Source organism: Streptomyces sp. NPDC001157 (assembly GCF_053598255.1).
In genome coordinates this window covers 427,299-448,038 of the sequence record NZ_JBSFJW010000003.1, presented here as the reverse complement: position 1 = coordinate 448,038, position 20,740 = coordinate 427,299, and the positions used below count along the sequence as shown (strand labels likewise).

Annotated in this window: 15 protein-coding genes; 7 read left to right on the top strand and 8 right to left on the bottom strand. The window is 70.7% G+C overall.

Going from position 1 to position 20,740, the window contains the following annotated elements:
• The first annotated feature begins 165 nt into the window (after window positions 1-165).
• Window positions 166-1,176: an aldo/keto reductase gene (locus ACWDAG_RS08130; protein WP_450694763.1), complete on the top strand. Its 1,011-nt coding sequence runs from the start codon at window positions 166-168 to the stop codon at window positions 1,174-1,176.
• Between the two features lie 198 nt (window positions 1,177-1,374).
• Window positions 1,375-1,965, top strand: a complete 591-nt coding sequence (locus tag ACWDAG_RS08125; protein ID WP_450694762.1) for a TetR family transcriptional regulator — start codon at window positions 1,375-1,377, stop codon at window positions 1,963-1,965.
• A gap of 149 nt (window positions 1,966-2,114) precedes the next feature.
• Here the strand turns inward: ACWDAG_RS08125 and ACWDAG_RS08120 are convergent, their stop codons facing one another.
• From ACWDAG_RS08120 to ACWDAG_RS08110, 3 genes are all read right to left on the bottom strand, one after another.
• On the bottom strand, window positions 2,115-3,248 hold the full coding sequence (locus tag ACWDAG_RS08120; RefSeq protein ID WP_450694761.1) for a serine hydrolase domain-containing protein: 1,134 nt from the start codon (window positions 3,246-3,248) through the stop codon (window positions 2,115-2,117).
• Between the two features lie 85 nt (window positions 3,249-3,333).
• The gene (locus ACWDAG_RS08115; RefSeq protein WP_450694760.1) at window positions 3,334-3,549 is read right to left on the bottom strand and encodes a hypothetical protein; all 216 of its coding nucleotides are present in this window, start codon (window positions 3,547-3,549) and stop codon (window positions 3,334-3,336) included.
• Between the two features lie 111 nt (window positions 3,550-3,660).
• Entirely contained in the window at window positions 3,661-5,088 is a 1,428-nt protein-coding gene (locus tag ACWDAG_RS08110) for an MFS transporter (RefSeq protein ID WP_450694759.1), read from the bottom strand.
• A 110-nt stretch (window positions 5,089-5,198) separates the two neighbouring features.
• Between ACWDAG_RS08110 and ACWDAG_RS08105 the strand changes: the two genes are divergently transcribed.
• Window positions 5,199-6,098 carry a helix-turn-helix transcriptional regulator gene (locus ACWDAG_RS08105; protein ID WP_450694804.1) on the top strand — a complete coding sequence of 300 codons (900 nt, stop codon included), beginning with the start codon at window positions 5,199-5,201 and terminating at the stop codon, window positions 6,096-6,098.
• A 96-nt stretch (window positions 6,099-6,194) separates the two neighbouring features.
• Here ACWDAG_RS08105 and ACWDAG_RS08100 read toward each other — a convergent pair whose 3' ends face one another.
• On the bottom strand, window positions 6,195-7,640 hold the full coding sequence (locus tag ACWDAG_RS08100; protein ID WP_450694758.1) for an MFS transporter: 1,446 nt from the start codon (window positions 7,638-7,640) through the stop codon (window positions 6,195-6,197).
• Window positions 7,641-7,761: 121 nt separating this feature from the next.
• Between ACWDAG_RS08100 and dusB the strand changes: the two genes are divergently transcribed.
• Entirely contained in the window at window positions 7,762-8,904 is a 1,143-nt protein-coding gene (dusB, locus tag ACWDAG_RS08095) for a tRNA dihydrouridine synthase DusB (protein ID WP_450694757.1), read from the top strand.
• A gap of 13 nt (window positions 8,905-8,917) precedes the next feature.
• On the opposite strand, the gene ACWDAG_RS08090 is transcribed toward dusB, so the two are convergent.
• From ACWDAG_RS08090 to ACWDAG_RS08080, 3 genes are all read right to left on the bottom strand, one after another.
• Window positions 8,918-10,669: a CDP-alcohol phosphatidyltransferase gene (locus ACWDAG_RS08090; RefSeq protein ID WP_450694756.1), complete on the bottom strand. Its 1,752-nt coding sequence runs from the start codon at window positions 10,667-10,669 to the stop codon at window positions 8,918-8,920.
• A gap of 332 nt (window positions 10,670-11,001) precedes the next feature.
• Window positions 11,002-12,939 (bottom strand): amylo-alpha-1,6-glucosidase, encoded by a 1,938-nt coding sequence (locus ACWDAG_RS08085; protein WP_450694755.1) that lies wholly within the window; start codon window positions 12,937-12,939, stop codon window positions 11,002-11,004.
• Complete coding sequence (locus ACWDAG_RS08080) at window positions 12,936-14,390, bottom strand: MGH1-like glycoside hydrolase domain-containing protein (protein WP_450694754.1); 1,455 nt, start codon at window positions 14,388-14,390, stop codon at window positions 12,936-12,938. Before ACWDAG_RS08080 ends, ACWDAG_RS08085 begins: the two co-directional genes overlap by 4 nt.
• 120 nt (window positions 14,391-14,510) lie before the next feature.
• Between ACWDAG_RS08080 and ACWDAG_RS08075 the strand changes: the two genes are divergently transcribed.
• On the top strand, window positions 14,511-15,707 hold the full coding sequence (locus ACWDAG_RS08075) for an ROK family protein (protein ID WP_450694753.1): 1,197 nt from the start codon (window positions 14,511-14,513) through the stop codon (window positions 15,705-15,707).
• Between the two features lie 417 nt (window positions 15,708-16,124).
• Window positions 16,125-18,845, top strand: coding sequence for a pyruvate, phosphate dikinase (gene ppdK, locus ACWDAG_RS08070; protein WP_450694752.1), 2,721 nt, complete (start codon window positions 16,125-16,127; stop codon window positions 18,843-18,845).
• Window positions 18,846-18,970: 125 nt separating this feature from the next.
• On the opposite strand, the gene ACWDAG_RS08065 is transcribed toward ppdK, so the two are convergent.
• Window positions 18,971-19,504 carry a DUF4232 domain-containing protein gene (locus tag ACWDAG_RS08065; RefSeq protein WP_450694751.1) on the bottom strand — a complete coding sequence of 178 codons (534 nt, stop codon included), beginning with the start codon at window positions 19,502-19,504 and terminating at the stop codon, window positions 18,971-18,973.
• Between the two features lie 161 nt (window positions 19,505-19,665).
• Between ACWDAG_RS08065 and ACWDAG_RS08060 the strand changes: the two genes are divergently transcribed.
• Window positions 19,666-20,592, top strand: coding sequence for an oxidoreductase (locus ACWDAG_RS08060; RefSeq protein WP_450694750.1), 927 nt, complete (start codon window positions 19,666-19,668; stop codon window positions 20,590-20,592).
• Window positions 20,593-20,740 lie beyond the last annotated feature (148 nt).

The following is a 20,740-nucleotide window of genomic DNA, read 5'->3' as shown; positions in this document are numbered from 1 at the left end:
CTCCCGGTGGGGGATCGGTGAGGGGGTGCAGGTGTCGTAGGCATGACAGTGCTCTGGTCCAGACCTTTCGTCAATGGGTCTGGACCAGTCCGGCGGGTGGAGCTGGGTGGCAAAGTTGGAATGACAGATATTGAAATCTGTCAGCTGTCATGTCAGGGTGGGGGCATGACGATGCGAACCCGATCCCTCGGAACCACCGGCCCCCAGGTCTCCGCCCTCGGCCTCGGCTGCATGGGCATGTCCGGTATGTACGGCGACTCGGACCGCGCCGAGTCCATCGCCACCATCCACGCCGCCCTGGAGGCCGGCGTGACCCTGCTCGACACCGGCGACTTCTACGGCATGGGCCACAACGAGCTGCTGATCGCCGAGGCCCTGCGCACGGCCCCGGCCGCCCTGCGGGAGAACGCGCTGCTCAGCGTAAAGTTCGGCGCCCAGCGAGGCCCGGACGGCGACTGGTACGGCTTCGACGGACGCCCGGCCTCCGTGAAGACCTTCGCCGCCTACTCCCTCCAGCGCCTCGGCGTCGACCACATCGACGTCTACCGCCCCGCCCGGCTCGACCCGAACGTGCCGATCGAGGAGACCGTCGGCGCCATCGCGGAACTGGTCGAGAAGGGATACGTCCGCCACATCGGCCTCAGCGAGGTCGGCGCGGACACCATCCGCCGGGCCGCCGCCACCGCCCCGATCGCCGACCTCCAGATCGAGTACGCGCTCATCTCCCGGGGGCCCGAGCGGGAGATCCTGCCCACCTTGCGTGAGCTGGGCATCGCCGTCACCGCGTACGGCGTGCTCTCCCGCGGGCTGATCTCCGGCCATGTCGTACCCGGCCAGGGGTTCGCCGCGAACGACTACCGCGCCCACACGCCCCGCTTCCAGGGCGACAACCTCCATCACAACCTCACGCTGGTCGAGTCCCTGCGCAAGGTCGCCGAGCAGAAGGGTGTCTCCGTCGCGCAGATCGCCATCGCCTGGGTGCTGTCGAGGGGCGAGGACATCGTGCCGCTGGTCGGCGCCCGCACCCGCGAGCGGCTCGGGGAGGCCCTGGGTGCCCTGGACGTGACCCTGGACGCGGCCGACCTCGCCGCCATCGAGTCCGCCGTACCCGCGGACGCGGCAGCCGGCGAGCGGTATGCCCCCGCTCAGATGGCCATGCTCGACAGCGAGCGCTGATCACCGTGCCGGGTGGGACGCCCACCCAGGACAGCGGGCACGCCCACCCAGGGCGGCACGACCCGACTGTGCCAAGGTGACCAGCTCGCGCTGTTCCCCGGCCCCCAAGACCGTTCGGGGGGCCACCGGACCGCGCGTCCGGATTATGGCGAGTTGGCCAGTACCGGCCAACAACCCTAGGAACGGTACCGTCTAGGCATGCCTGCGACCTCCGAGACCCTGACCGCCGAGCGCATCCTCGAAGCGACCGAGGAGGTGCTGCGCCGCCACGGCCCGGCCAAGGCCACGGTGGTCGACGTGGCCCGCGCGCTCGGCGTCAGCCACGGCAGCGTCTACCGCCACTTCCGTACGAAGGCGGCGCTGCGGGAGGCGGTGACGAAGCGGTGGCTGGACCGTACGACTCAGGAGCTGGCAGGTATCGCCGCGGACGCGGAGCGGGACCCGGAGGCCCGGGTGCGGGAATGGCTGGCGGTGCTCTTCGCGGCCAAGCGCCGCAAGGCGGGCGGGGATCCCGAGCTGTTCGCCACGTACTCCGTCCTGGTCGGTGATGCGGGTGGGGTGGTCAGCGGTCATATCGCCGAGCTGACCGGCCAGTTGACCGAGATCGTGCGGGCGGGAGTCGAAGCGGGCGTCTTCGCTGTCGCGGACCCGGCGACTGCTGCCCGTGCGCTCTTCCAGGCCACCGGCCGCTTCCATGATCCGGGTTACGCCAAGGAGTGGGAACGGCCGGGGGTGGAGGGGGAGTTCGAGGCGGTGGTGGATCTGCTGGTGCGGGGACTGCGGCGCTGAGCGCCGCCGGGTGCCTTGACGGGCTGCCGGTCGGCCGCGGGCCGGTCGTGGCTGGTCGCGCCCGCGCGGCGGTAGCCGCAAATTCAATACAGCCCCGCGCCCCTTCGGGGCGCGGTCGCACGCACCGTAGCGGCTTCACTGAGGCCGCTTCAGCCTCCCGCCACGCAGGCCCAGAAGTCTCGCATCACCGGTGTCGGGGTCGGGTTCGCCATCGCTGCCTGGGTCAGCAGGATGGCCACCGTCCCCGTGGCCGGAATGATGTGCGCCGTCGTGCCGGTGCCGCCTACCCAGCCGTAGCGGCCGGGGACGTTCCAGGGGTCTGCCGGGGTGACGTCGACCTGGCCGCCGTAGCCCCAGCCCTGGCCCTCCAGGAAGAGGGGGACGGCGTTCCGCTGCTCGGCCGTGAGGTGGTTGGTGGTCATGCGGCTGACCGAGGTGGGGGAGAGGAGGCCTCCGCCGGAGTTCAGCAGCATGCGGGCGAAGGCGAGCCAGTCGTCGGCCGTGGAGACCAGGCCCCCGCCGCCGGAGTGGAAGCGCGGGACGCGGCTCCAGTCGCCGTCCGGGGTGTCCGCCAGGTGGAGGGTGCCGTCCGCGGCCGGGGCGTAGGACGAGGTGAAGCGGTGCCGTTTCGACGACGGGACCTCGAACGCCGTGTCCCGCATGCCCAGCGGCTCGAAGATCCGCTCCGCGAGGAAGTCGGGGAGCGTACGGCCCGACACCCGGGCGATCAGGATGCCCTGCAGATCGGACGAGGTGCCGTAGAGCCAGGCATCGCCCGGCTGGTGGAGCATCGGCACCTGGGCGAGGAGGCGCAGCCAGGTGTCGTGGTCCGGCCAGTCCTGGAGGTGCCGGCCGTCCTTCTGCACCGTGAACAGGGACTGCACCGCCGGGAGCGAGAAGTCGGCGGGGAAGCCCCAGCCGGTGCGGGAGCTGAGGAGGTCCTCGACGGTGATCGGGCGGGCCGCCGGGACCACGTCGTCGACGGGGGCGTCAGGAGTGCGGACCACGACCGGCTTCGCCAGCTCCGGCAGCCACTCCTCCACCGGTGAGTCCAGTCCGAGCAACCCGTCCTCCACCAGCATCAGCACGGCCGCCGCCGTGATCGGCTTGGTGATGGAGGCGATACGGAAGAGGGAGTCCCGGGCCATCGGGGCGGTGCCTTCGGTGTCCACCGAGCCGACGGTCACCACCTCGACGTCGTCGCCGCGTGCCACCAGAGCGACGGCGCCGGGCACGGACCCGTCGTCGACGTGCCGTTGCAGGGTGTCGTACAGAGCGCTCATGGCTCGGCCTTCCGGTCTAGGCGGTCGTCCTGAGTACGACTCCCGGGACGGCGGAAAGTCATCGGACCGCTCGCTCCCGGGAGCCCTACGCCTCCGACGCCCCCGCAGGATCCACCGTCGCCTGGTGCTCCTGGGCGAGATGCTCCTCCGCCTTCAGCCAGGGCAGGAACTGCGCACCCTTCCGCCAGCCGCACGTGTCACATCTGATGATGCGCTGCGCGCCCTTGCGCTGCACTCGGACGACGTGCTCGCGTCCGTGCCGGTCCCAGCGGCTCACCTTGCTCGTGTTGATCTCCAGCATGATGTCTCGCCTCCGGCACAGGAGTGTGCAGCAAGACCAACATCAACAGGGACTTCCGCACGGCGAGTTGACCAAGCCGTGGCCGATTCCACACAGGATCGTGCGCACTTGTCAGCCGATGGTGCGCGGCAGGCGCAGGCTGAGCAGGCAGGTCAGGGCCACGCAGCCCAACTGGGTGAGGAGCGTGGTGACCAGGGCGTCCCGCATGCCCATGCCCGGGACCAGGGACAGGAACAGGGTGCCGAGGGCCGCCACCCCGAGGGCCAGCGACGACTGCTGGGTCGTCATCATCACGCCGCTGCCGACACCGGCCCTCGCGGGCTCCACCTCGGACAGTACGACCCGGAAGATGATGGGGAGTTGGAGCGCCTGACCGGCGCCGGCGAGAGCCGCTCCCGGGAGCAGTTCGACGAAGCCGAGGTCCGGCCAGGACCGCCAGGCGGCCAGCGCCATCAGGCCGATGCCCGCCCCCTGGATCAGTCCGCCGGCAGTCACCACCCGGGTGCCGTAGCGCGCGACCAGCCGTGGCCCGGCGAGCGAGACGAAGAAGAAGACGACGGCCATCGGTGCGAGCGCCAGCCCCGCCGGGACGGGCCCGAGTCCCGCGCCCCGCTGCAGCGCCACCGCGACGACGAACATGAAGCCGCTGAAGCCGACGCCGAACGGCACGATCATCACCAGGCCGCGGCGGAGCGAGGTCAGGGCGAACAGGCTGGGCGGGACCAGCGGGGTACGGCCTTGGCGGTCGGCCCGGCGCTCCACCGCGTAGAACGCCGCCGCGACGAACGGGAACGCCGCCAGCGACAGCCACGTCCACAGCGGCCAGCCCGCCGAGCGGCCCTCGGTGAGCGGGGCCAGCAGGGCGAGGAGAGAAGCGGTGAGCAGTACGGTGCCGGGGCCGTCGACCGGCTCCGGGTGCTGGGAGCGGGTCTCCGGGACGGCGCGGGCCGCGAGGACCAGGCCCGCGATCACCACGGGCACGTTCACCAGGAACACCGAGCGCCAGCCGGTGCCGGCTATGTCGGCCGCCACCAGGATCCCGCCGAGGATCTGCCCGGCCACCATGGACAGCCCGGCCGTGGCGCCGTACAGGCCCATGGCCTTCGCGCGCCGCTGTCCCGAGGTCGCCGCCTGGATGGTGGCGAGGACCTGCGGCAGCATCGCGGCGGACGCCGCCCCCTGCGCGACCCGCGCCGCGACCAGGGCCCAGGCGTTGGGTGCGAGCCCGCAGGCCAGCGACGTCAGCCCGAAGGCCGCCACGCCGCCGAGGAAGAAGCGTCGCCGCCCGAACAGATCACCCAGCCGTCCGCCGAGGACGAGCAGGACGGCGTACGCGAGCCCGTACCCCGCGACGACGAGTTCAAGTACGGCCTCACTCGCGTGGAGATCTTTGCCGATGGTCGGCAGAGCCACATTGACGATGAAGAAGTCGATGAGAGGAAGTGCCGCTGCCAGCAGCACGGTGAAGAGCCCGAGGCCGCCGAGCGAGGGTGGCGCGGCGGGCGATCGGACGGTGCGTGGAGCGATGGTTTCGGTCACGCTTCCGAGCGTGCACCCCCGCTCAAGCTGGTACCAGAGTCTCTTTATCCTGGTAGAAGAACCACCTGGAAACAGTGTCCGCAGGGCGGCAGGCTGGAGACATGGCGACGATGGCTCAAGTGACGATCCAGGAGAACACCCCCGCGCCGCCGCACGGCACGGGCGCCGAGGTACGGCGCCATGAGCTGGCGGCCTTCCTGCGCAGTCGCCGCGAGCGCATCACCCCGGAGGAGGTGGGGCTCCCGCGTGGCCGCCGGCGCCGCACGCCCGGTCTGCGCCGTGAGGAGGTCGCCCAGCTCTCCGCGGTCGGCGTCACCTGGTACACCTGGCTCGAACAGGGCCGTGACATCCAGGTCTCCGTCCAGGTCCTCGACGCCCTCGCCCGCACCCTGATGCTCGACGCCACCGAGCGCGCCCACCTGTTCCAGCTGTCCGGCGCGGTGGACCCGACACCGGCGCTGCTGTGCCCGTCGGTGACACCCGCGCTACGGGCCATGCTGGAGCAACTGGAGCCGTACCCCGCCAGCATCCAGAACAGCCGGTACGACATCCTCGCCCACAACCGCACCTTCGGGCTGCTGCTGTGCGACATGGAGGCGGTACCACCCGAGGACCGCAACTGCATCCTGCTGTCCTACACGAACGACGACTGGCGCAACTCGATCGTGCACCTGGAGGACGCCCGCCGCCTGATGGCGGCCCGCCTGCGCGCCGCCATGGCCGGCCATCTCACCGAACCCGCCTGGAAGATGCTCCTCAAGCGCCTGCGCGAGTACCCGGAGTTCTGCGAGGCCTGGGAGCGCCACGAGGTGGTCGCCGCCCACAGCAGACGCAAGGAGTTCCTCAACCGCCTGGTGGGCCGCCTGGTCGTGGACCAGTCCGAACTGTGGCTGGGCCCGGAGCTGGGATCGCGGATGGTCACGTACGTACCGGCGGACGAGGAGTCGAGGGTGCGGCTGGAGAGGCTGCACGAGCTGGCCCTCAAGAGGAACGTTTCTCAGCCTGCCTAAGGGCAGCGGCTTTTGCTTTCAGGGGCGCGGGGCTGTGTCGATGTGCGGCTCCGCCGCGTGGGCGCGACAAGCCCCCACAAGCCCGCACTCGCCGAACTACGTACGAACCCCTGCGGGTTGGCGCACCTCCGCAGACGAAAGCTCCGCAGCTGTCCGCTCAGCACTGCGCCGAGCCCACCGCCCACTGCTCAGCGCCCCAAGCCCAAGCACCGCAGCCCCACACCCCGTGAGAACCCACCACCCCGGCACGGAGGCCGAGACGAACACGTCCTTGTACGACGACGAGCCGACCCCCGAGGCCAGCACCGCCCCCACCACAGCGACCCCGAGCGTCTGCCCGAGCTGCCGACTGGTGGACGCGACGGCGGCGGCAACCCCCGCCTGGGCGCGAGGCATCCCGGACACCGCGGTATTGGTGATCGGCGCGTTCACGAACCCGAACCCGATACCGAACAGCAGGTAGCCGACGAACAGCGTCACGTTCGACGTCTCGGCCTCGAACCCGGCGAACAGCACCCCGCTCGCCGTCATCGCCGCCCCGGCGACGAGAAGCGACAGCCGCGGCCCCCTGCTCCCCACCAGCCGCCCGGACAGGGGTGCGCACAGGAACGTCGGCACCGCCATCGGCAGCATCCACAGCCCCGCGTGCAGCGCGTCGTACCCCCGCACGTTCTGCAGATACAGCGTCGACAGGAAGAGGAACCCGCCGAGCGCGGCGAACGCGCTGATCGCGATCACCGTCGCCCCGCTGAACGGAACCGACCGGAAGAACCGCAGGTCGATCAGCGGTTCGGTGCGACGGGGCTCGTACCACAGCAGCCCCGCCAGTGCGGCCAGCGCGACCCCGACGAAGGGCAGCACGTAGGCCGCGCCCGAGTTCGGGGCCTCGATGATCGCGTATGTCAGGGAGCCGAAGAGGGCGATCACCAGGAGCTGGCCGACCGGGTCGGGGCGGCGGGCCTTGGGCGCGCGGGACTCGGGCACGAAGCGGAGCGTGAGCAGCAGGGCCGCGAGCCCCACCGGCAGGTTGACCCAGAAGATCGAGCGCCAGCCGACCGACTCCACCAGCAGCCCGCCGGCCAGTGGCCCCGCGGCCATGGAGATGCCGACGACGCCTCCCCAGACGCCGATCGCACGGGCGCGCTCGGCCGGGTCCGTGAAGGTGTTGGTGATGATCGACATGGCGACCGGGTTGAGCATCGAACCGCCGACCGCCTGGATCATGCGGAAGGCGATGAGCGAGTCGAGGTTCGGGGCGAGGGAGCACAGCAGCGAGCCCGCAGCGAAGATGATCAGGCCCGCCATGAAGACGCGCTTGCGGCCGATGCGGTCGGCCGTGGAGCCGGCGAGCATCAGCAGTGAGGCCAGGACCAGCGTGTACGCGTCGATGGTCCACTGCAGTCCGGCGGTGCTCGCGTGCAGCTCCCGCTGCATCGACGGCAGGGCGACGTTCAGGGCGGTGACGTCGAGGCTCACGATCAGCAGGCTCATACAGCAGATCGCCAGGACCAGGAAGCGTCGGCGGTGGCTGAGCTCGGGCATGCGTTTCACTCTACGCTCGCATCGATAGTGTGTCTAACTAATAGTGCTGCTAACTAATGGCCGCTACATGATCACTCTGGCGGCTGCTACCTGGTCCCTGCCGATGCGCGACAATGGGCCAATGCCCACGCCCGTGTCCCCCTTGCAGATCGGCCCGCACACCGTCGCGCCGCCCGTCGTCCTGGCCCCGATGGCCGGGATCACCAACGCACCCTTCCGCACCCTGTGCAGAGAGTTCAGCGGTGGCAAGGGCCTGTTCGTGAGCGAGATGATCACGACCCGGGCGCTGGTCGAGCGCAACGAGAAGACCATGCAGCTGATCCAGTTCGACGCGACGGAGAAGCCGCGCTCCATCCAGCTGTACGGCGTGGACCCGGCCACCGTCGGCAAGGCCGTCCGCATGATCGCGGAGGAGGACCTCGCCGACCACATCGACCTGAACTTCGGCTGCCCGGTCCCGAAGGTGACGCGCAAGGGCGGCGGCTCGGCCCTGCCCTACAAGCGCAACCTGCTGCGCGCCATCCTGCGCGAGGCGGTCTCCGGCGCGGGCGACCTCCCGGTCACCATGAAGATGCGCAAGGGCATCGACGACGACCACATCACCTACCTCGACGCCGGCCGTATCGCCGTCGAGGAGGGCGTGACGGCCATCGCCCTGCACGGCCGCACCGCCGCCCAGCACTACGGCGGCACGGCGGACTGGGACGCGATCGCGCGGCTCAAGGAGCATGTGCCGGAGATTCCGGTGCTGGGCAACGGTGACATCTGGTCGGCCCAGGACGCGCTGCGGATGGTGCGGGAGACCGGGTGCGACGGGGTGGTCGTGGGCCGCGGCTGCCTGGGGCGGCCGTGGCTGTTCGCGGACCTGGTGGCCGCCTTCGAGGGCCGTACGGAGGACATCGCGCGCCCCGCGCTCCGCGAGGTCGCCGACATCATGGTCCGCCATGCCACCCTGCTCGGCGAGTGGATCGGCGACGAGTCCAAGGGTGTCGTCGACTTCCGCAAGCACGTCGCCTGGTATCTGAAGGGCTTCGCGGTCGGCAGTGAGATGCGTAAGCGCCTCGCGATCACGTCCTCCCTGGCCGAACTCCGGGCCGGGCTCGACGAGTTGGACCTCGACCAGCCCTGGCCCACCGGCGCCGACGGCCCCCGCGGCCGCACGTCCGGCAACAACCGGGTGGTCCTGCCGGACGGCTGGCTGAAGGACCCGTACGACTGCGCGGGGATCGGCGAGGACGCGGAGCTGGACACCTCCGGCGGCTGAGCCGCCCGCCTCCTCAGCCCTTCTTCGGGTTCGGGGTCGAGCCGTACGCCGTCAGGAACTTGTCGCGGAAGGCGCTCATCTTCCACACCGGGGCGTTGTGCGCGGGCCGCAGACCGTCCGTCCATCCCCAGCCGTCGATCTTGTCGAGGACCTTGGGGTCCTTGGCGACGATCGAGATCGGCACGTCACGGCTGGCGTGGTTGCCGCTGACGCGGGCGATGGGCTGGTGGTCGCCGAGGAACACGAGGACGGTGTTGTCGTTGCCGTAGCGCTCCAGCCACTGGGTGAGGGCCGTCACCGAGTACTGGACGGACTTGCCGTACTCCGCCTGGGACCTGGGCGAGCTGGCGATGATGTCCGACGGCTTGTTGCCGGCCTTCTGGATGGCCTTGAAGACCGACCCGTCACCGAGGTCGTCCCAGGGGACCATCTTGGGGATCGGCGCCCACGGCTGGTGGCTGGACGTCAGGATGACCAGCGACATCAGCGGCTTGCTGCGCTTCTTGCTGTGCTCCAGGTTCTGGAACTGCTGGAGTGCGTACTGGTCCGGCATCGTCGACCAACTGAACTTCGGGCCCTTGTAGCCCATCTGGAAGGCGTTGCGGTACTTGTCCAGGCCGTAGAACTTCGACTCCGGCCAGCTCTTCTGCACCCCGGGCATGATGCCGACCGTGTCCCAGTCGCCCGTCTTCTTGAACGCCTCGGTGAGGCTCATGTGGTCGCTCGCCATGAGCGTGCGGTAGCGCTGCTGGTTGCTGATCCACAGGCCCGACATGGTGGTGGAGTGACCGAGCCAGCTGCTGCCGCCGTACGTCGCCGACGTCAGCCAGCCGCTCTTGGCGTGGAAGCCCGCCTTCGCGAGGGCCTCGGTGCGTGCGTCGAGCGTCTTGTCGACCCCGGGCGCCTCGACCGGGTCCTCGATCGCGCTGCGGCCGTAGCTCTCGATGAAGGTGAAGATCATGTCCTTGCCGCGCAGGTCCGGCACCAGCTGACCGGGCGGCGTGTTGCCGAACGCGTCGACCTTGGCGACCTTCTGGAACTCCGCCTCGTCCCGCAGCGTGTCCCGCACCCGGACCGCCTGGACGGCGACGGCCCCGGCCGTACGGTCGGACGCTAGCGGAACCCCGGCGATCTGCAGCCCCAGGGCTGAGCAGGTGACCCAGACGACGGCGGCGGCCAGGGTCCCCCGGGTCGCGATCTGTTTGTGCAGCGCGAGCAGGTTGCTGAGCCGCACCATCGCCAGCGCCATCACGCCGAGGACCACGAAGATGAGCACGAAGACCCCGATGGTCGCCCCGACCTCCACCGCCTTGCCCATCGAGTCCGCGATGTACGACTGCGCGTCGGGCAGCAGCTCCCAGTCCAGTACGACGTTGAAGGGCCGCCCCAGGTACTCCACGAACCCCATGTCCAGCAGGTTCAGGACCACCATCGCCCCGAGCGCCGCCCCCGACAGCGCCGCCACCACCAGCCTGGGCCGCCGCGGCAACGCCAGCGCGACGGCCGCCCCGATGATGGCCTCCACGGGTATCCGCGTGACCCACCGGCCGGCCTCCAGCGTGGTCAGTCGGTTCGGCAGCAGCAGCGCACCGAGGACGAGGAGGGCGGCGAGGACGGTGACCGTCCACCGGGTGTTGCGGACGGCCCTGGGGTGCCGGTCGCGCCACCCGGCGAGGCGGGCGCGCAGACCGGCCTTGGGTGCCGTGTCCTCCGTGATGGTGTCGGCCGTATCCGGCTGCTGACGAACGCGCGTGAAGACAGGCACCCGAAGGTCCTTCCGTGCGAGACCCGTGGAAAGGCGGCGGGCCACGCTGGGGAGGCTACGCGGTCCACTTCAGGACCCGCTTGGCCCGCCGCCATTCCGTACGGGCTGCCTCGTCCCCCTGTTCAGGGGGACGAGGCAAACACCGGGCAAACGCCTGGTCAACGGCGCGACTGACGCCTTTCAAGGGGCGCCGCCAGCTGCCGGGCTTTCAGGAGCGCGGGCAACTGCACGTCTTTAGGGGCGCGGGGCGGTGTCGATCTGCGGCTCCGCCGCGTGGGCGCGACAAGCCACAACGGACCCGCACCCGCCACACGACCGGACCGGCCGAGCTCCTACGCGCCCCCCACGGCAGTGAGCAGCGCCAATGGGGCCGCCGCAGACCGAGACTCCCGCACACACGCGTGCGGATACGGCACCGGCTCCGCATGGGTGTCCCGCCCATACCCGGCAATGACTTCCGGAAGTCGATGCCCCGCGGCCGTCGCCGCGTCGACCAGGGCGTGGGCCACCGTACGGGCTTCGTCATGCAGCCCGTACCGCGCCAGCCCCAACGCGATCAGCGCGTTGTCGTGCGGCCACACCGAACCCCGGTGGTACGACAGCGGGTGATACGCCGCCTGGCCCGCGGCCAGCGTCCGTACACCCCACCCCGAGAAGAAGTCCGGCTCCAGCAGCCGCCGGCCCACCAGCTCGCCGTACTCCTTGTCCAGCAGCCCCGACCACAGCAGATGCCCGGCGTCCGAGGCCAGTGCGTCCACCTGGTTGCCCTCGCCGTCCAGAGCCAGCGCCGGGAAGGACCGGTCCGGCATCCAGAAGTCCCGCTGGAAACGGTCCCGCAGATCACCGGCCGCCTGCTCAAGAAGTGCCGCGTACACCTCGTCCTCCCAGACCGTGCGCGCGACCCACGCCGTGCGGCGCAGCGCGTCGTACGCGTACCCCTGGGCGCCGGCCGCCATCACGGCCCCGCTCGCCCGGGTCCCGTCGGCGGAGCAGATCGCGCCGGGGGAGTCCTTCCAGTTCTGGTTGGCGAGGCCGCCCTGGTCGGCGCGGTAGACGAGGTAGCCGCGGGAGGTGAGCCCGCCGTGGTCCAGCATCCAGCCGATCGCCGCACGCGCGTGGGGCTCCAGCCGGCGGGCGAGTGCCAGGTCCCCGGTCTGCTCGACGTACGCACCCAGCAGCACCAGGAACAGCGGCGTCGCATCAACCGACCCGTAGTAGCGCCCGAACGGCACCTGTCCGAAGTGCGCCAGCTCCCCGTGCCGCACCTCGTGCACGATCTTGCCGGGCTGGGACACCGAGTCCACGCTGGTCTCGGTCGCCTGGGTGGCGGCGAGGGCGGGCAGCGTGGCGGCGGCGAGCTGCGGGCGGTAGGGGAGGGCGAAGAGGGAGGTGAGCAGGGCGTCGCGGCCCAGCAGGGTCAGGAACCAGGGCGCACCGGCGGCCGGTACGCGCAGCTCCTCGCCGTCCGGGCCGGTCGCGGTGACCTGGAGCGAGGCCAGGTCAGCGAGACCGCGTGCGCAGGCCGCCGCCAGCTCGGGCCAGCCGGTCGGGAAGGGCACGCCTTCGGCGAACTCGCCCTCCAGCGCGAGGAGTTGGGCGTTGGCGGCGGCGGGCGAGTCGGGGATACGGGGGTTCTGCGCCGCTCCGTGCGGACGGGCGGCCACCCTCAGCGCCAGTTCCGCGGTGCCGTGCGGCTGAAGTTCCAGCGTCCAGACGAGGCGCCGGGCGCCCGTTCCCGTCTCCTCGACACCGTCCGGGGCGGGCTCGGCCGTCACCGTCGTACAGGAACGCCATTCGCCGCGCCGGTAGCTGAACTCCACTCCGTCGTCGAGGACCTGGCGGGAGCGGGTGGCGCCGATCTTGGTATAGGTGCGGTGGTCGGAGCGCAGCTCGAACTGGTCGGTGAAGTCGGCGTCCGCGGTGACCGCGAGGCGGATCGTGGTCGGCACCGGGCGGTTGCTGGTCACCCGCAGGGACTCGACGAACGCGCTGTCGCCGACGGCCTGTTCACGGAAGATCGTGTACGCGGGCGGCTCCTGGCGGCCGCCGCGCGGGACGAGGACACAGCGCGCCGTGTCGCCGTCCGTCACCGGTGTGAGCGACTCGGGCACCGCGCCGTCGACCGTCAGCTGCCAGCGGCTCAGATGCCGGGCGTCGCGTACGAATAACCCGTCGGGGGAGCCCGCCCCCCGCACGCCGCTGATGTCCCCGCCGTCGCCGACGGCCGCGAACGTCCCGCCGTGGACGAGCAGATGATGCCGGTCCGTCATGCCCGGTCGCCTCCCCTGACTTCCTTGTCGCTGCTGCCGACGTCACTTCTGTCGAACGTGCCGATGCCCGTGCGGGACACGCCGCGTCCGGGGCGCTCATGGAGCAGGTCCAGCGCGAGCGCGGCGGTCCAACCGAACCCCCTCGCGCCGCACGCCTCGCCGGTGAACGGGTCCACGTACTCGGCGAACCCGGAGGTGCCGGCGATGTCCAGGACGGCCTCCCGCAGCGCGTCGGCGCGCGACTGCTCGCCGTGCGTGCGCAGCCCGCGCTCCAGCAGCCAGCTCGTGTTGAACCAGGCCGGACCCCGCCAGTAGCGGTGCGGGTCGAAGGCCTCGCCGAGGAGGTCGTAGGAGGGGACCAGACGGGTCGCGCCGCCGAGGCCGAAGTGCGGGCCGCCTGCCGTGCGGACGAGGGCGGCGGCCGTCTCGCGCGGGAGCGTGGGCAGCAGGAGCGGGACGAGACCCGAGACGCTCCGCTCCCGGATGAGCTGCCCGCCGCGCACGTCCCGGCAGAAGAACATCCCCTCCGCCGGGTCCCAGAGTCTTTCGAGCAGCGCGCTCGTCAGCCGCTCCGCGCGCGCGTGGCGGGCCGTGCCCGGCGCGCCCAGCTCGTGCGCGATCCGGGCCAGGGCGTGCTCGGAGGCGATCAGCAGGGCGTTGAAGGACGGGTCCTCGACCGCGAACTCGGCGCCCCCGTCGGCGTAACCGCGATCGCGGTAGTCCGTCGCCAGCCGCACGTACCGCCCGTAGTCCAGATCCGTCGGCCGGTCCTCGGCGGCCCCGTGGTCGAGGTCGGCGCGGCGGAAGGAGCGGGGCGGGGCGGGGGTGATGCGGGCCAGGGGGGCGTCCCAGCAGGGGCTGTTGTCCATGCCCTGCTCCCAGGGGTGCACGACGGACGCCAGGCCGCCGCCGCCCAGGTCCCGGCGGTGCAGCAGATAGCGGTGCCAGGCTGCCAGCCGGGGGTACATCCGGGTGAGGAAGCCGCGCGCACGGGACAGCCCCGGGTCGGCGCAGTGCACCAGCCAGGCCGCCAGCGCGTGCACCGGTGGCTGCACGATGCCGGAGGTCTGTACGGTGCGCGGGGCGCCCGCGGCGCGCCCCGCGGTCGAGGAGCGCCAGAAGTCGGGGCTCGGGAAGTACGCGTCGAGCGGTACGGAGGGGTTGAAGACGATGTGCGGGATGCGCCCGTCCTCCCACTGGGCGGCGAGCAGCGTCTCCAGCTCCGTCTGGGCCCGTAACGGCGACAGGTGTCTCAGGCCGATCGCGATGAAGGCCGAGTCCCACGACCACTGGTGGGGGTACAGGCTGCGCGAGGGGACCGTGGACGCTCCCGTCCAGTTGTCCTCCAGTACCCGGGCGGCCCTGACGTGCAGCGAACCCGGCAAGGGGGGTGGATCGTATGCAATGGGGTGCTGTGCGGCACGGCTGGCGAGTTGGGCAGTGCGATCCACTCGGGGCTCCCCGAAAGACATGCGGTCGACCGGTTCGGTCGTAGCTACCGTAGAGTTACGTCTATTTAACACGCAAAACCCAGGATGTAATGCAAGCTTGAGAAACACAAGGGGGTGCGCATGACCGGACGGAGCCAGGCCAGCGCCGGAGATCTGCTCGAACTGGTGCGAAGCGGGCGTGCGACCACGCGCGGCGCGCTCCAGCAGGCCACCGGACTGTCCCGTGCCACCGTCGGCCAGCGCCTCGACCGGCTCTTCCGTGCGGGCTGGCTGCGCGAGGGCGCCGGCGGCCCGGTCGACTCGCCCCTCGGCGGCCGCCCCTCCATCACCCTGGAGTTCGACGACGAGCACGCGGTGGTCCTCGCCGCCGACCTCGACACCCGCCACGCCCGCGCCGCCGTCCTCACCCTGACCGGCGAGATCCTCGCCGAGCACTCCGGCACGCTCGTCATCGAGGACGGACCGGATGCCGTACTCGGTGAACTCGGCCGCTGGTTCGCCGAGTTGCTGGAGAAGGCCGGGCGGCGGGCGGAGCCGGTCTGCGGCATCGGACTCGCGGTGCCGGGGCCCGTCGACCGCGAGACCGGGCGGGTCGTGCAGCCGCCGATGATGCCCGGCTGGGACGGCTACGACATAAGAGGCCGCCTCGCCAGATCCTTCGGCGAGCACACCGGCGCCGGCCCCGTGCCGGTGCTGGTGGACAACGACGCGAACCTGATGGCGTACGGCGAGCAGCGCACGGGATACCCCGACTGCTCGGCGTTCGTGCTGGTCAAGGTGTCGACCGGCATCGGCGCCGGGGTCGTGGTCGACGGCTCGATCTACCGCGGCATCGACGGGGGCGCCGGCGACATCGGGCACATCCGGGTGGGCGCGGAGGCGCTGTGCCGGTGCGGGTCGTACGGCTGTCTGGCCGCCGTCGCGAGTGGTGGCGCCGTGGCGCGGCGGCTCGCGGAGGCCGGCGTCCCGGCCGCGTCCGGATCGGATGTGCGGGATCTGCTGGCGGCCGGGCATCCGGAGGCGGTCGGGCTCGCGCGGGAGGCGGGGCGGCAGGTCGGGGACGTGCTCGCCACCGTCGTCACGCTGCTCAACCCCGGGGTTTTGATGATCGCGGGAGATCTGGCCGGAACTGCATTCCTCACCGGCGTACGGGAGCTGCTGTACCAGCGGGCGCTGCCCCGCTCCACGGCCCACCTGGACGTCGTCACCTCGCGGCTCGGCGAGCGGGCCGGGCTGGTGGGAGCCGGTGCGCTGGTCGTGGAGTACCTGTACGCGCCGGAGCGGGTGGAGGAACGGCTGCTGGCGATGGGCATGTGACGTCCGCGTTCTGTCCCGGTTTCCGTCCCAGAACACGTCCGCATGGTGAAATCCGGCCCTCTGTGGGAGCGTGATTCTTGCCACCCTTGATAAGGGCTGCGCTCAGATGAGCGGATCTTGAGCGACTGCACTTCTCCAAGGGGTGGCACTCGGTGCCACCCCTTGATCGTTCATCGATCGAAATCAGACGTGCAGGATGTCCGCTCATCTGAGCGGAATCCCCCGCTCATGGGCGGTCATGCGTTCAAGAAGTGAAAACATCTACCCGTCACCGCTTGCCAAGCTTTGACTTTCGATCCGCTGGCGGACGACTGGTTACGGGCGCATGACACGCGAGTAGACGTACCCAGACGCCTTTGATCTGGGTATGTTCCTCGCCGTCAGGGCAGCCACCGCGTCCTCGAGGGAGTCGAGACCGTGTCGGAAAACAAAGAACCCCACGTAGCGAAGTTCGTTTACGACTTCACCGAGGGAAACAAGGACCTCAAGGACCTCCTGGGTGGCAAGGGCGCGAACCTCGCCGAGATGACCAACCTGGGACTCCCCGTTCCTCCTGGCTTCACCATCACGACAGAAGCCTGCAAGGTCTACCTCGACAGCGGCGAGGAGCCGGCGGCACTGCGTGACGAGGTGAGTGCGCACCTCGACGCCCTTGAGGCCCGTATGGGCAAGAAGCTCGGCCAGGCCGACAACCCCCTGCTCGTCTCGGTCCGTTCCGGCGCCAAGTTCTCGATGCCCGGAATGATGGACACGGTCCTCAACATCGGGCTCTCCGACCAGTCCGTGAAGGGCCTCGCCGAGCAGGCCGGCGACGAGCGGTTCGCCTGGGACTCCTACCGGCGCCTCATCCAGATGTTCGGCAAGACGGTCCTCGGCGTCGAGGGCGACCTCTTCGAGGACGCGCTGGAGGCGGCGAAGACGGCCAAGAAGGTCACCGTCGACACCGAGCTGGAGGCGGCCGACCTCAAGAAGCTGGTCACCAAGTTCAAGAAGATCGTCAAGACCGAGGCCGGCCGGGACTTCCCGCAGGACCCGCGCGAGCAGATGGACCTCGCCATCAAGGCGGTCTTCGACTCCTGGAACGGCGACCGCGCCAAGCTCTACCGCCGCCAGGAGCGCATCCCGCACGACCTCGGCACGGCCGTCAACGTCTGTTCCATGGTCTTCGGCAACCTCGGCCCCGACTCCGGCACGGGCGTCGCCTTCACCCGCGACCCCGCCTCCGGCCACCAGGGCGTCTACGGCGACTACCTGCAGAACGCGCAGGGCGAGGACGTGGTCGCGGGCATCCGCAACACCGTCCCGCTCGCGGAGCTGGAGCAGATCGACAAGAAGTCGTACGACCAGCTGATGCAGATCATGGAGACCCTGGAGAACCACTACAAGGATCTCTGCGACATCGAGTTCACCATCGAGCGCGGCCAGCTGTGGATGCTGCAGACCCGCGTCGGCAAGCGCACGGCGGGCGCGGCCTTCCGTATCGCCACACAGCTCGTGGACCAGGGGCTGATCGACGAGACCGAGGCCCTGCAGCGCGTCAACGGCGCCCAGCTCGCGCAGCTGATGTTCCCCAAGTTCGACGAGGAGGCCAAGGTCGAGCAGGTCGGCCGGGGCATCGCGGCCTCTCCGGGTGCGGCGGTCGGCAAGGCCGTCTTCGACTCGTACACCGCGGTGAAGTGGTCGCGCTCCGGCGAGAAGGTCATCCTGGTCCGCCGGGAGACCAACCCCGACGACCTCGACGGCATGATCGCCGCCGAGGGGATCCTGACCTCGCGCGGCGGCAAGACCTCCCACGCGGCCGTCGTCGCGCGCGGCATGGGCAAGACCTGTGTCTGCGGCGCCGAGGAGCTGGAGGTCGACACCAAGCGGCGCCGGATGACCGTGCCCGGCGGGCATGTCGTGGAGGAGGGCGACCTCATCTCCATCGACGGCTCCAGCGGCAAGGTCTACCTGGGCGAGGTCCCGGTCGTGCCCTCCCCGGTCGTCGAGTACTTCGAGGGCCGGATGCACGCCGGAGCCAACGACGCCGACGAGCTCGTCGAGGCCGTGCACCGGATCATGGCGTTCGCCGACCGCAAGCGCCGCCTGCGGGTACGCGCCAACGCGGACAACGCCGAGGACGCGAACCGCGCCCGTCGCTTCGGCGCCCAGGGCATCGGCCTGTGCCGTACGGAGCACATGTTCCTCGGCGACCGCCGTGAGCTGGTGGAGAAGCTGATCCTGGCCGACACGGACGCCGAGCGCGAGGAGTCCCTGAAGGAGCTGCTGCCGCTGCAGAAGCAGGACTTCGTCGAGCTGTTCTCGGCGATGGACGGCCTGCCGGTGACGGTCCGCCTCCTCGACCCGCCGCTGCACGAGTTCCTGCCGGACATCACCGAGCTCTCGGTCCGCGTCGCCCTCGCCGAGTCCCGCAAGGACCCGCACGAGAACGAGCTGCGGCTGCTGCAGGCGGTCCACCGCCTGCACGAGCAGAACCCGATGCTGGGCCTGCGCGGCGTACGCCTCGGCCTGGTCATCCCCGGTCTGTTCACCATGCAGGTACGGGCGATCGCCGAGGCCGCGGCCGAGCGGAAGAACGCCAAGGGCGACCCGCGGGCGGAGATCATGATCCCGCTCGTCGGCACGGTCCAGGAGCTGGAGATCGTCCGCGAGGAGGCCGACCAGGTCATCGCGGAGGTCGAGGCGGCGACGGGCACGCAGCTCAAGCTGGCCATCGGCACGATGATCGAGCTCCCGCGTGCGGCCCTCACGGCCGGTCAGATCGCGGAGGCGGCGGAGTTCTTCTCCTTCGGCACCAACGACCTCACCCAGACGGTGTGGGGCTTCTCCCGGGACGACGTGGAGGCCTCGTTCTTCACGGCCTACCTGGAGAAGGGCATCTTCGGGGTGTCGCCCTTCGAGACGATCGACAAGGACGGCGTGGGCTCGCTGGTCGCGGCCGCGGTGAAGGCGGGCCGCGAGACCCGTCCCGACCTGAAGCTCGGCGTCTGCGGCGAGCACGGCGGTGACCCGGAGTCGGTCCACTTCTTCCACGAGGTGGGTCTCGACTACGTCTCCTGCTCGCCGTTCCGGATCCCGGTGGCCCGCCTGGAGGCGGGGCGCGCGGCCACGCAGTCCGCGGGCAGCGACCACCGGTAGGCCCTACGGCCGCAAAAGCCCCGGAGCCGCCGCCCGTCCCCGACCCTCACTACCGATGGGCGGCGGCTCCGGATCACCAAAGGAGGGGCGGCACCTTGTGCGGAGGTGCCGCCCCTTCGGGCTGCTCAGAGGGCGTTCTGCGTGTTCACCGGCCCGACCTGGAAGAGGTGGGAGCAGATCGTCCAGGGAGCCGGGACCAGGACCGCGTCGAACGAGGCCGGGGGATAGACCCGCAGATAGGTGCCGGTGCGCAGGCAGGGCCCGCCGATGGGGCCGTTGGTCGTGCGGATGACCGCGGAGGCGGAGTGGGCGGGGGCGAGTACGACAGTGGCGTAGGGCCGGCCGCTGTGCGTGGCCGCCGGGCCGATCTGCCGGTGCGCCGGGTCCAGGGCGCTGACGCCCGGATAACCGCGCAGGGTGCAGCTCGTCGTACTGGTGTTGGTGAACCGGATCGGCCAGTACACCGAGCCCGCCGCGCCCTCCTTGCGCCCCATGGAGAGGTAGAGGTCGCTCACGGCGCAGGTACGCGGTCCGTGCGCCGCCGTCCCCGCTGCCGCCGTCGCGCTCCATGCCGCTCCTGCGCCCGCGAGCCCGAGGAGGCCGGCGGACAGGAGGGCGGCTATACCGGGTCGGGGACGTCGCTGAGAGTGAACAAACATGGCATATCCGCCTCCGTCGGGCGAATGGGTGAATGTGGCTGTTCTGTTGGATGAGTGCCCAGCGGAAAAAGTTGTACCGGATGGCTGCCGAACCCCCTCGGACGACATGCCCGGAGCCCTCTCCTACGCTGGGAAGCACCGCACGCGAAGGGAGCCCACCCATGTCCGGCTGGAACGAGAAGGCCGTCCCCGACCAGAGCGGGCGCATCGCCGTCGTCACCGGGGCCAACAGCGGACTCGGGTACGTCGTCGCGCGGGAACTGGCGCGCAGAGGGGCGCGGGTGGTGCTCGCGTGCCGGAGCGAGGTGCGGGGAAACGCGGCGGCGGACCGGATCGTGGCCGAAGTTCCGGGAGCGATAGCGGAGTTCGCGCGGCTCGATCTCGGGGACCTGGGCTCCGTACGGGAGTTCGCGGAGTCGTACCGCTACGACTACCTCGACCTGCTGGTCGACAACGCCGGGGTGATGGCGCTGCCCTACGGGACCACGGCCGACGGGTTCGAGACGCAGTTCGGGGTCAACCACCTCGGGCACTTCGCGCTCACCGGGCTGCTGATGCCCACACTGCTCGCCACTCCCGGCGCCCGCGTCGTGAGCGTCTCCAGCGGGATGCACGCGGTGGCCAACATCGACATCGACGACCTCAACAGCGAGCGCCGGTACCGGCGTTGGATCGCGTACGCCCGGTCCAAGACCGCCAATCTGCTCTTCGTCCACGAACTCGCACGCAGGCTCGCGGCACACGGCGCGGACGTGCTGGCGGCCGCGGCCCATCCCGGGTACGCGGCCACCAACCTGCAGGGGGCCGCGCCCCGCATCGAGGGGCGCAGGCTGGCCGGGCGGGTGGTGGAGCTCGGCAACCGGGTCGTCGCGCAGTCCGCCGAGGCCGGCGCGCTGCCCGTCCTGTACGCGGCCACGGCGCCGAATGTCCGGCCGGACTCCTTCACCGGACCGTCGTTCATGATGTGGCGCGGCGCGCCCGCCCCGTCCTGGCGGGCGCCGTGGACGCTCAACGACGCGGCGGGGGAGCAGCTTTGGGCCGCATCCGAGCGGCTCACCGGGGTGGAGTACGACGCGTTGAAGGTGTGACCGGCACACCTGCGAGCTTTCGTGTTGCGGGCCTCCGTGCTCGATGCGACGGTTGTCCAGGGGGCGATGCCGACGGCCTGGCGAAGGGAATCCTTGCAGGTCACGGCAGTACACGTCGATCCACACGACCGATCCGCGCCCCCTTTGT

Coding starts and splice junctions, on each gene's coding strand:
- ACWDAG_RS08115 (WP_450694760.1), bottom strand. CDS start 3,549: ATGCTGGAGATCAACACGAGCAAGGTGAGCCGCTGGGACCGGCACGGA.
- ACWDAG_RS08100 (WP_450694758.1), bottom strand. CDS start 7,640: ATGCCCGAGCTCAGCCACCGCCGACGCTTCCTGGTCCTGGCGATCTGC.
- ACWDAG_RS08125 (WP_450694762.1), top strand. CDS start 1,375: ATGCCTGCGACCTCCGAGACCCTGACCGCCGAGCGCATCCTCGAAGCG.
- ACWDAG_RS08060 (WP_450694750.1), top strand. CDS start 19,666: ATGTCCGGCTGGAACGAGAAGGCCGTCCCCGACCAGAGCGGGCGCATC.
- ACWDAG_RS08085 (WP_450694755.1), bottom strand. CDS start 12,939: ATGACGGACCGGCATCATCTGCTCGTCCACGGCGGGACGTTCGCGGCC.
- ACWDAG_RS08065 (WP_450694751.1), bottom strand. CDS start 19,504: ATGTTTGTTCACTCTCAGCGACGTCCCCGACCCGGTATAGCCGCCCTC.
- dusB (WP_450694757.1), top strand. CDS start 7,762: ATGCCCACGCCCGTGTCCCCCTTGCAGATCGGCCCGCACACCGTCGCG.
- ACWDAG_RS08105 (WP_450694804.1), top strand. CDS start 5,199: ATGGCTCAAGTGACGATCCAGGAGAACACCCCCGCGCCGCCGCACGGC.
- ACWDAG_RS08075 (WP_450694753.1), top strand. CDS start 14,511: ATGACCGGACGGAGCCAGGCCAGCGCCGGAGATCTGCTCGAACTGGTG.
- ACWDAG_RS08120 (WP_450694761.1), bottom strand. CDS start 3,248: ATGAGCGCTCTGTACGACACCCTGCAACGGCACGTCGACGACGGGTCC.
- ACWDAG_RS08130 (WP_450694763.1), top strand. CDS start 166: ATGACGATGCGAACCCGATCCCTCGGAACCACCGGCCCCCAGGTCTCC.